11 protein-coding genes are annotated in these 9,865 nt (G+C 53.2%); 7 read left to right on the forward strand and 4 right to left on the reverse strand.

What is annotated here, in order from left to right; translation table 11 throughout:
• The first annotated feature begins 42 nt into the window (after positions 1-42).
• From CMO10_RS17325 to CMO10_RS17345, 5 genes are all read left to right on the forward strand, one after another.
• Entirely contained in the window at positions 43-1,113 is a 1,071-nt protein-coding gene (locus CMO10_RS17325) for a sn-glycerol-3-phosphate import ATP-binding protein UgpC (RefSeq protein ID WP_297024577.1), read from the forward strand.
• Positions 1,114-1,258: 145 nt separating this feature from the next.
• A complete protein-coding gene (locus tag CMO10_RS17330; RefSeq protein WP_297024579.1) occupies positions 1,259-1,732 on the forward strand; it encodes a GAF domain-containing protein in 474 nt (157 codons plus the stop codon).
• 59 nt (positions 1,733-1,791) lie between these two features.
• Positions 1,792-2,322 carry a single-stranded DNA-binding protein gene (gene ssb / locus CMO10_RS17335; protein ID WP_044829089.1) on the forward strand — a complete coding sequence of 177 codons (531 nt, stop codon included), beginning with the start codon at positions 1,792-1,794 and terminating at the stop codon, positions 2,320-2,322.
• A gap of 99 nt (positions 2,323-2,421) precedes the next feature.
• Positions 2,422-3,294 carry a hypothetical protein gene (locus CMO10_RS17340; RefSeq protein WP_297024582.1) on the forward strand — a complete coding sequence of 291 codons (873 nt, stop codon included), beginning with the start codon at positions 2,422-2,424 and terminating at the stop codon, positions 3,292-3,294.
• A 64-nt stretch (positions 3,295-3,358) separates the two neighbouring features.
• Positions 3,359-3,787 (forward strand): NUDIX hydrolase, encoded by a 429-nt coding sequence (locus CMO10_RS17345; RefSeq protein WP_297024584.1) that lies wholly within the window; start codon positions 3,359-3,361, stop codon positions 3,785-3,787.
• Here the strand turns inward: CMO10_RS17345 and CMO10_RS17350 are convergent.
• A complete protein-coding gene (locus CMO10_RS17350; protein ID WP_297024585.1) occupies positions 3,784-4,278 on the reverse strand; it encodes a YchJ family protein in 495 nt (164 codons plus the stop codon). The two genes, CMO10_RS17345 and CMO10_RS17350, sit on opposite strands and share 4 nt — an antisense overlap.
• 618 nt (positions 4,279-4,896) lie before the next feature.
• Between CMO10_RS17350 and rpoH the strand changes: the two genes are divergently transcribed.
• The gene (rpoH, locus tag CMO10_RS17355; protein WP_044829091.1) at positions 4,897-5,766 is read left to right on the forward strand and encodes an RNA polymerase sigma factor RpoH; all 870 of its coding nucleotides are present in this window, start codon (positions 4,897-4,899) and stop codon (positions 5,764-5,766) included.
• A gap of 90 nt (positions 5,767-5,856) precedes the next feature.
• Here rpoH and CMO10_RS17360 read toward each other — a convergent pair whose 3' ends face one another.
• Positions 5,857-6,312, reverse strand: coding sequence for an NUDIX hydrolase (locus tag CMO10_RS17360; protein ID WP_297024587.1), 456 nt, complete (start codon positions 6,310-6,312; stop codon positions 5,857-5,859).
• On the reverse strand, positions 6,299-6,568 hold the full coding sequence (locus tag CMO10_RS17365) for a hypothetical protein (protein WP_297024589.1): 270 nt from the start codon (positions 6,566-6,568) through the stop codon (positions 6,299-6,301). The genes CMO10_RS17360 and CMO10_RS17365 overlap by 14 nt, the downstream gene beginning before the upstream one ends.
• 202 nt (positions 6,569-6,770) lie before the next feature.
• On the opposite strand from CMO10_RS17365, the gene CMO10_RS17370 reads away from it, so the two are divergent.
• Positions 6,771-7,643 carry a DUF502 domain-containing protein gene (locus CMO10_RS17370; protein ID WP_044829094.1) on the forward strand — a complete coding sequence of 291 codons (873 nt, stop codon included), beginning with the start codon at positions 6,771-6,773 and terminating at the stop codon, positions 7,641-7,643.
• A gap of 65 nt (positions 7,644-7,708) precedes the next feature.
• Here CMO10_RS17370 and recG read toward each other — a convergent pair whose 3' ends face one another.
• Positions 7,709-9,796 carry an ATP-dependent DNA helicase RecG gene (gene recG, locus CMO10_RS17375; protein WP_297024592.1) on the reverse strand — a complete coding sequence of 696 codons (2,088 nt, stop codon included), beginning with the start codon at positions 9,794-9,796 and terminating at the stop codon, positions 7,709-7,711.
• Positions 9,797-9,865 lie beyond the last annotated feature (69 nt).

Here is a 9,865-nt window from a genome sequence, read left to right on the forward strand (position 1 = left end):
CCGCTGAATTGAAAATAACCGATCCGCATACAGGATACTAAGATGGCAACTGTAACGCTTAATCAGGCCCAGAAAACCTACCCGAACGGCTTTAAGGCCATTCATGGCATTGACCTTAAGATCGAGGATGGCGAGTTCACCGTTCTTGTGGGGCCGTCGGGCTGTGGCAAATCAACTCTGCTGCGCATGATCGCAGGCCTTGAAAGCATTTCCGACGGCGAAATCAGCATTGATGACAAGGTCGTCAACAAGATCGCCCCGGCAGATCGTGATATCGCAATGGTTTTCCAGAACTATGCGCTTTATCCGCATATGAACAACTATGACAACATGGCCTATGGCCTGAAAAATCGTGGTTATAGCAAGGCGGAAATCGATACCAAGGTCCGCGAGGCGGCCCGTATTCTGCAACTCGACGATCACCTTGAGCGCAAACCACGCCAGTTGTCCGGCGGCCAGCGTCAGCGTGTCGCCATGGGCCGAGCAATCGTGCGTGAGCCAAAGGTATTTCTGTTTGACGAGCCGCTTTCAAACCTTGATGCCAAGTTGCGTGTTGATATGCGCCTTGAAATCAAGAACCTTCAGCAACGTCTGGGCATTACATCGGTCTATGTCACCCACGATCAGGTCGAAGCCATGACCCTTGCTGATCGTTTGATTGTGATGAATGGCGGCATTGCCGAGCAGATCGGCTCACCGATTGATATCTATGAAAAACCGGCAAGTCAGTTTGTGGCAGGCTTCATTGGCTCACCGGCCATGAACTTCCTGAAAGGCAAGGTTTCGGATGACAAGAAGCATGTCACTTTCGGCGATGGCGTGATGCTTGACCTTGATTACGATGTCGAAGCCGGCCGGGAGGTCACGGTGGGTATTCGCCCGGAACATCTCGATCTTCTGCAAGACGGGGAAGGGCGGATCAATGCGCCTGTGCGCATGGTTGAGTCCCTTGGTGCCGAGACGCTGGTTTACCTTGATTTCGGAGCCAATGCAGACAATGTGACGCTTCGTTTGCAGGGAACCCATCAATTTGCAAAGGGCGACCAACTCAGCCTTTCGGTCCCGGCCAACAAAATCCATCTGTTTGATATCGACAGCGGCAAGCGCCTCTGATTGATAGCAGATAACCGGACTTTCAAGCGCCTCTGGCAATGTGAGATTGTCGGAGGCGCTTTTGTTTGCGGTTTCAGGCACTTTACCCTTGTCTCAAGCCTTGCGAACGGGGTAGTTCCTATGCGCGAAAGTTAAGGAGTTCGATGTGCAGACCGACCAGAAAAAAGCGCTTTATGAAGAAGCGCAAAAAGAACTGATCAGCATTACCGAAGGCGAAACGAACGTGACCGCCCTGATGGCGACGGTGTGTTGCATCCTTTCGCAAAAGTTCGACTATTACTTCTGGACGGGGTTCTATAATGTTGATCCCAATAAGGAAAACGAACTTGTCGTCGGGCCCTATCAGGGTACGCTTGGCTGCCTTCGCATTCCGTTCGGGCGCGGCGTGTGTGGCGCCGCTGCATCAACGCTTGAGACCCAGGTGGTTGCAGATGTTCACGCATTCCCGGGGCATATTGCCTGCGACAGTCGGACCAATTCGGAAATCGTCTTACCGGTGACTAATGCGGATGGACAGTTGATCGCCGTGCTCGACGTCGATAGTGTCGAAGCCAATTCGTTTGATGAAACGGATCGCATTGCACTTGAAACTTTAATGCAGCGCATTTTTGCGCAATGATAACCCACAAGCCCCGACAAATCGGGGCAGCGGACAACACAAACTTTGGAAGATAACCCATGGCTGGCAGTGTCAATAAAGTCATTCTCGTCGGGAACCTTGGCCGCGATCCTGAAATCCGGTTTACCCAGGCTGGCAAAAAGATCGCCAATTTCAGCATCGCAACCTCCGAACAGTGGCGTGACCGTCAGTCCGGCGAGCGCCGCGAGCGCACCGAATGGCATCGCATTGTCGTCTTCAACGAAGGCCTTGCGGACGTCGTAGAGCGCTTTGTTAAAAAAGGCAGCAAGCTCTATATCGAAGGTCAGCTGCGCACCCGCAAATGGCAGGGGCAGGACGGCAAGGACAACTACACCACCGAAGTCGTTCTTGAAGGTTTCAACTCCAACCTGACGATGCTTGATAACCGCGGCGGTGAAGGCGGCGGCATGGGTGGTGGTTCATCCTCTGGTGGTGGCTATGGCGGCGGCCAGGACAGCGGCGGCGGATTTGGTGGCGGTTCTGATGCTGGTTGGGGCAATGGCGGCTCGTCCGGCGGCGGTTCTGCACCGGCTGGTGCCCCGGATCTTGATGACGAGATCCCGTTCTAAGCAACCGCTTGAAACGACAGAATTCAATGCACCCCGAAACACTGGTTGTTTTGGGGTGTTTTGTTTTAATACGTTGCCTGAAAAACCCGAGGCCCAAGAATGACCGAATCACAGCTGCTGACACTCGATCAAATTACAGCCCGCGCCGAAGAAGAGCAGGTTGCGTCGGTGAACTTCAAACAGGTCAAACTGACCAAAAAGTTCCTGCTGCCCCGGCTCAGAGAAATTGAAGCCGATATGCTGGCCCTGCGATCTGCTTTTGACCAGACAGTTGACCAGCAATCTGACAAATACGGCAAGCGCTATCCTGAGGGGTTCTGTCAGGAAATCACATTAGGTGTGAAACAACTGCTTGAAAACGAGCTGCCTGGAACAAAAAGACCCGGACTGCTGGCTCTGCGTGAATTCATCACTCATGGCGGTTTGGCCAAACGTATTTGGGGCAACTTGCGAAACCAGTATTTTCAGAACGCTTTTCAGTTTGGCAGTCTGTATGTCGACGTCGCCAATGATACGGTGAAGATAACAAAGCCAAAGATTGAAGTGTTGCCCTTGGCAAAAGCAAGGATGTTCCCGATCTCTGATTATGACGGGTATGCCGATATTGCGGAAAAGTACTGGAAGGGCAAAGTATACCCAAATCGAATTTTGCCTGATCTGGCGGTCATGTTTCCGCTTTTTCTCGTCAAGGAGGGCGGCCAGATTGAGTTACATGCCAACTATCAGACGATCCTCTACCGCAACATGCAGTTCGATTTTGCTTTGGCAGAGAAATTCCTGTTTAAAAGCCGACGCAAAGACCTTGTTCTGCCCAAAGACCATCTTGATCGACTGATCGCTGAACATGGTGCATCGTCCGAAACACTGGCAGACGAGGTTCTGAAACAATACTTTGACAGCGCCCGACAGAGCGAATTACGGTTCGACACCAAACGTTGTCAGGCACTCCTTGATCGCGTTATCGCTTTGTAAAATATGTTGATTTATGCTTTGCAATCGTCAGACATAACCAAGTCAACTAATTAGGGAAAATTCCTTGGCCGGTCCGATATTTGGAACCCCGCGTATGGGGCAGAGCTATAACGTTCAGGACTGCGTCTATGCCGTGATCAAACGCGAAAACGGTGACGTTGCCGTCGCGCGCACGCCCAAGGGGATTGTGCTGCTGGGTGGCGGGGTCGAAGACGGCGAAAGTGAACGGGATGCCCTTTATCGCGAGGCATATGAAGAATCCGGCTATCGCGCGCGTATCCTTTCGCGGCTTGGCTTTGCATCACAGTATGTCAATAACGCCGCCAAGGATCGGTTCCGCCTGAAACGCGCCACCTTCTTTTTGTGTGAACTTACCGAAAAGCTTGGTCCGCCAATAGATCAGGACCACGAACTTCTGTGGCTGCCCTATAAAGAAGCCCATGAAAGCCTGATCCGGCCATTTCATCGCTGGGCGCTGGAATTTGTGCGCTAACCGCAGCACTTCTTGAATTTCTTGCCCGATCCGCACGGGCAGGGATCGTTCCGTCCGGTTTTGGCAGACGCTGCAAACCGCATCTCGCTCGGAAACACCCCATCAACATAGAACCATTTGCCATCACGGCGTTCAAAATTGGATCGTTCGTGAAGCTGATGTTTTTTGCCGTTTTCTTCAAACCGGGCAATGAACTCGACAATGCCGGTCTGATCCAGAATGCCGCCCGCAACGCTTTCAACGATCTCCAACCCGGTCCAGTGCGTGGTGTCTTGTGCAATACTTTCCGCATCAAACCCGGAACGATTTTCTTCTGCCAGCGTTGATAGAAGGTAAGCCCCATCACGCAGGACAAAGGCACAATAACGTGATCGCATCAGCTTTTCCGCCGACTCAGCACTGGCTGCCCCCGAATGATACTTCCCGCAACAGACGCCATAGCTTTTCAGGCTCCCACACGGGCAGGGCGCGTCTGCGGCAAGGGTTTTCATGATGAACTCCATTCAGTTTGGCCTTTTGCGGCCACCATACAGGAGGCTTTTCATGCATGCCATATCGCAAAGATCTGCGCGTGGGATTGAGCGCCGATAATGTAAAGAAAGCCGCTTTTCACCCGTCCAAAGCAAATTTGGACGATTTGCCTTTGTTTCGCCGCATATCGATCCTAGCGTTAATCATTGGCGTTTTAAGTACCTGACTGTTTTTGTCGGCTATATTTCCTAAAACGCTGATATAGACGGATTAATATATCTGAAACACACGTCGGAAGTTCTTGACGGATTTAGTCGGGTTTAGATATATTAATAAATGCGGGTGGGGGCCCAAAGGCACCGCCGGATCAACGTCCGGCCAATTGGCGGACATGTAAATTGTCGATTTGCTTCGAGTAAGGATGAGACACGATGAATGAACTTCTTATTAGCGTCTGCTGTCCTCTTCCATAGGTGACTTTGGAATGAGATACGACCGGATCACACCTATTCTCAGATAGCTTCCGGTCGTCCACGTGAATTATTTCACAACCGATAGCGTTTGCGCGTCATCCAGCTTCTGACGGACTCCGTATCCAGTATAGATGCCGACGTGTAAACCTCTCAGGAGGACATAGAATGAGCGCCATTAAATTACCAGCCGTTCCTCAGGAAGAAGGTTTCTCGGGTTATCTCCGTGAAGTCTGGAAATTCCCCATGCTTACGGCGGATGAAGAATACATGCTGGCCCACCGTTATCAGGATCATGATGACACCGAGGCCGCCCACAAACTTGTCACCAGTCACTTGCGCCTTGTTGCCAAGATTGCGTTTGGTTATCGCGGCTATGGCCTGCCGATGGCTGACCTTGTTGCAGAGGGTAATACCGGCCTGATGCGTGCTGTGCAGAAATTCGATCCTGAGCGTGGCTTCCGCCTGTCGACCTATGCGATGTGGTGGATCCGCGCAGCAGTGACCGAATACATCCTGCAGAGCTGGTCGATGGTCAAACTCGGCACCATGGCAGCACAGAAGAAGCTATTCTTCAGCCTGCGCAAAGCCAAACGTCAGCTTAACATTTATGACAATGGCGAACTTTCGCCAGAGGAAGCTGATCAGGTTGCCGAAAAACTTGGTGTAACCGGTCGTGAAGCGCTTGATATGAACCGTCGCCTTGCGGCGCGTGACTTCTCGCTCAACACGCCGATGCCAAAAGACGAGGGGATGGAGTATCTCGATACCCTGTCGTCTGACGCACCGAGCCCGGAAGCACTGGTTGCCGATGCCGAAGAACGTGTTCTTCACAATGGCATGCTGAAAAACGCGCTGGGTGAATTGCCCGAACGTGAACAGGAAATCATCAAGGCCCGTTTCCTGACCGATGACCCGATCACGCTGGAAAAACTTGGTGAACGCTTCGGCGTTAGCCGTGAACGCGTCCGTCAGCTTGAAGCACGTGCTTTCAAGAAGATCCAGGAAAGCGTTCTGACCCAGCACGCGGCTGCGTAAGCATAACGCACCCAATCACATCAAAAGGCGGCATCCCTAGGGTGCCGCCTTTTTCAATGCTATATCGCTTGGCCCAAGCCGGAAAGGTGCTTAGCCTTTTGAAAGCACGTCACGCGATTTGGCGATAATTTCGATGGTCTTGTTCCAAAGGGCGTATTTGGTCACGTCCTTGACATTGACCCACTTGGCGTCCGCCGCGTCACCACCAAGCGTGATATCGGGGTTAAGTGCCACCGCGACGAAATCAATCAACGTGTAGTGATATTCGACCTTGTCGTCCTCGTTGGTGGAAATCATGTCCACCGCATCAACAAGGATCGGGCTTGAAATCTTGACCCCGGTTTCCTCAAGAACCTCACGGCACACCGCATCACGTACTGTTTCACCCAGTTCCTGCGCGCCGCCCGGAAGGCTCCAGGTTCCAACATGGGGTTCCTTGCCGCGCTGGATCAAAAGAACATGGTCCTTGTGCCAGACAACGGCACCAACGCCGACAAGCGGGCGGGGCAGAAAGGTTCGCTGATCATCAAGTTCAGAAATCGTCATCATCTTCTTCCAAATCATCGTCCGGGTCAGGGACTTCATGCACGACCTTTCCGGTCATTTCACGTGCCCGGATACCGGGGGTTCCAAGAAACTGTTCCTCGGACTCCGGATGGAGCGACATCACAAAATCCCGGCTCGGCGCATCACCGATGGCAAACTGCCGTGCGGTTTCATAATCAAGCGCGCGAACCTTGGCGGTTTTGATCCCGACCGAACCGTCATCATCGTAAATATATTCAACAATCCAGACCTGCAAAACGTCTCCATAACAATTCTGATCTGCAAATTACGGTTTGTTGGTTGCACCGCAAACTTGAATACTGCTATCACTTTAAGAAGCGGGAATAACCCGGCTTTAAGTCCCAGCTTCGCCATATTCTCACGTACAATGATCAAAAGCCAAAGACTAATCTTGCAGTTTTGGCTCTTGATATTTGGCTCTTTTGCACAGGTGGTCAATGAACGCCAAGCGCGACGACAATGATGATCCGGAAAACAAGAGTTCGGATCATGTTATCCCAAGTCCGGGTATGTTTGCCCGGATAAGAGCCTATTTCCTGACCGGTGTGCTTGTCAGTGCACCTCTTGCGATTACCTTCGGGCTTGCCTGGTGGTTCATCGAGTTTGTTGATAGCAAGGTCATCCCGCTGATCCCGGCCCATTACAATCCGGAATCGTATCTTCCGGTTGGATATGAGGATTACGGGATTCCCGGTTTTGGCCTTTTGGTCATTATCGTTTTCATCACCGTTGTTGGCTGGTTCACAACCAACTTTGCCGGTCGAGCGTTAATTAAGCTTTACGAACGCATCCTTGGCCGTATTCCGGCCGTGCGCAGCATCTATGGGGCGGTAAAGCAGATCCTTGAAACGGTTCTGGCCAACCAGTCGAACGCTTTCCGTCAAGCGGTCCTGCTGGAATACCCGCGCCGCGGTATGTGGGCGATCGGCTTTATCACCGGCGAAACCACCGGCGAAGTGCAGAACCTGACCGAAGACAAGGTCATCAACATCTTCCTGCCGACTACGCCAAACCCGACTTCGGGCTTTTTGCTGTTCGTGCCTAAACGTGATGTTGTGATCCTTGATATGACGGTTGAAGAAGCCATCAAGATGGTCATGTCGGGCGGTATTGTAACCCCGCCGGATCGCCGTCCGGCTGAACAGCGCAACCATCCGCAGGTTGCCGCCAAGACCTATGAGGATGTCGACACCCTGCGTGAAAAGGAAAACGTCCCGATCCTGGTTTCGCGCGATATTCCGGCACGCTTGGAAACGGACGAGGCTACTGAGCCAAAATCCAAAGACGGTAAAACGCCAGAAGATGCATGATTGCACCGCCCTAAGCGGCATAGAAGAGCAGAAAAGGGCGCATCAAATCGATGCGCCCTTGTTTGTTACCCGGATCGGAAATACCGAACTGCTTCGTCACGCTCAAACAGATAAAGCAAAAGGCGTAACGCATCGCCCCGGGCCTTCTGCAAGTCCGGGTCACGCTCAACGATCAGCCGCGCATCATCACGTGCAATGGCGAGCAAATCACCATGCAGCTCCAGATTGGCCAGCCGATATTCCTGAAGACCACTTTGGCGCGTTCCCAGAACTTCACCAGCCCCGCGAAGCTTCAGGTCCTCTTCGGCAATGACAAAGCCGTCCTCGGTTTCGCGCATGATCTTGAGGCGCGCCTTTGAAACCTGTCCAAGCGGGCTACCATAAAGCAGCAAACAGGTCGAAGCTGCGTCACCACGGCCAATGCGCCCGCGAAGCTGATGAAGCTGTGCAAGGCCAAAGCGCTCGGAATGCTCAATGACCATAATGGTCGCTTCGGGCACATTCACGCCGACTTCGATCACGGTGGTGGCAACAAGGATGGATGTATCGCCATGGGCGAACTTTTCCATGACCTCGTCCTTTTCCTTGCCCTTCATCTTGCCATGGACAAGGCCGACACGCTCCGCGCCAAACAGCTCTACCAGTACGCGGTAGCGTTCCTCGGCTGCCTGCAGGTCAAGGACCTCGGAATCTTCGACCAGCGGGCATACCCAGTAAATCTTGGTGCCACTGCGCATGGCGCGTCCGATCCCGGAAATCACATCGTCGACCTTGTCGATCGGCAAGACGCGGGTATCGACCGGTTTGCGTCCCGGTGGCTTTTCATCAAGTCGCGAGACTTCCATATCGCCAAAGGCTGTCAGGGTCAGGGTGCGCGGAATTGGGGTCGCCGTCATGACCAGCACATCAACCGCCTGTCCTTTGCCCGCCAGCATCAAGCGCTGATGCACGCCAAAGCGATGTTGTTCATCAACAACCGCAAAGGCCAGATCATGGAAGGCGACATCATCCTGAAATAGGGCATGGGTTCCAACCGCGATCTGCACATCACCATTGGCAAAGCCTTCAAGTGCTGTCTTACGGGCCTTGCCCTTATCGCGTCCGGTCAGAATGGCACATTTGATCCCGATTTGCTCAAGCAGCGGTGAAATGGTTTCGAAATGCTGCCGGGCAAGGATTTCAGTCGGCGCCATCAGGGCTGCCTGACGGCCGCATTCAACCGCATTCAGCATCGCCATCAGTGCCACCACGGTTTTGCCTGAGCCGACGTCGCCTTGCAACAGACGCAGCATCCGACCTTCGCTTGCCATATCCTCATAGATATCGCCAAGCGCTCGCTGTTGCGCACCAGTCATGGCAAAGGGCAGGTGCTTGCCGAGCGCTTCGCGTAGGCGCCCATCCCCCTTGGTGACACGACCGCCCAGTTTACGCATCTTGGCCCGGATCAAGGTCAGGGCCAGCTGATTGGCAAGCAGCTCGTCATAGGCAAGACGTTTACGCGCCGGATGATCGGGCGAAAGATCGGTTTCGTCCTGCGGATTATGAACCGTATAAAGGGCCGTTTTCAAATCCGGCCATTTATGGCGCGCGACCAGGGCCGGGTCATGCCATTCCGGAAAGTCTGGCAGGGTTTCAAGCGCACCACGCACCGCCTTGGTCAGCGTCTTGCCCGTCACCCCGGCAGACATTGGATAGACCGGCTCAACCGTCTGGATTTCAGACCGTTCGGCCTCTGTCCCTATGCGGTCGGGATGGGTGATCTGATATTCGCCGCGATAATGATCGATCTTGCCCGAGACGATCCGCTTTTCCCCCACCGGCAGAACGTCATTCAGATACTTCGCCCGCGCATTGAAAAACGCCAGAACCAGCGTACCGCTCTGGGTTTTGCAAATCACGCGATAGGGCCGACGGCGATTGGGGGACGGGTCATGACGCTCAACCCAGACATCCAGGGTCACGACCGATCCATCAATGGTATCGGAAAGGTCAGGGGAAAAACGGCGATCAATGATGCCAGATGGCAAATGCCACAGCAGATCGGCCACATGTTCCCCGCCGATCAGGCGCGCCACCAAGGGTTTCAGGCGCGGCCCGATACCGGCAAGCGTGTCAATTTCAGCAAAAAGCGGGAACAGAATTTCCGGGCGCATGACGGTTTTCGTTGAAACTTTCGATGAGAACGTTAATAGAACAATTGCGTTTATGACACGGGTATACAA

Origin of the sequence: Thalassospira sp. (assembly GCF_002709775.1) — a bacterium.
GTDB lineage: Bacteria > Pseudomonadota > Alphaproteobacteria > Rhodospirillales > Thalassospiraceae > Thalassospira.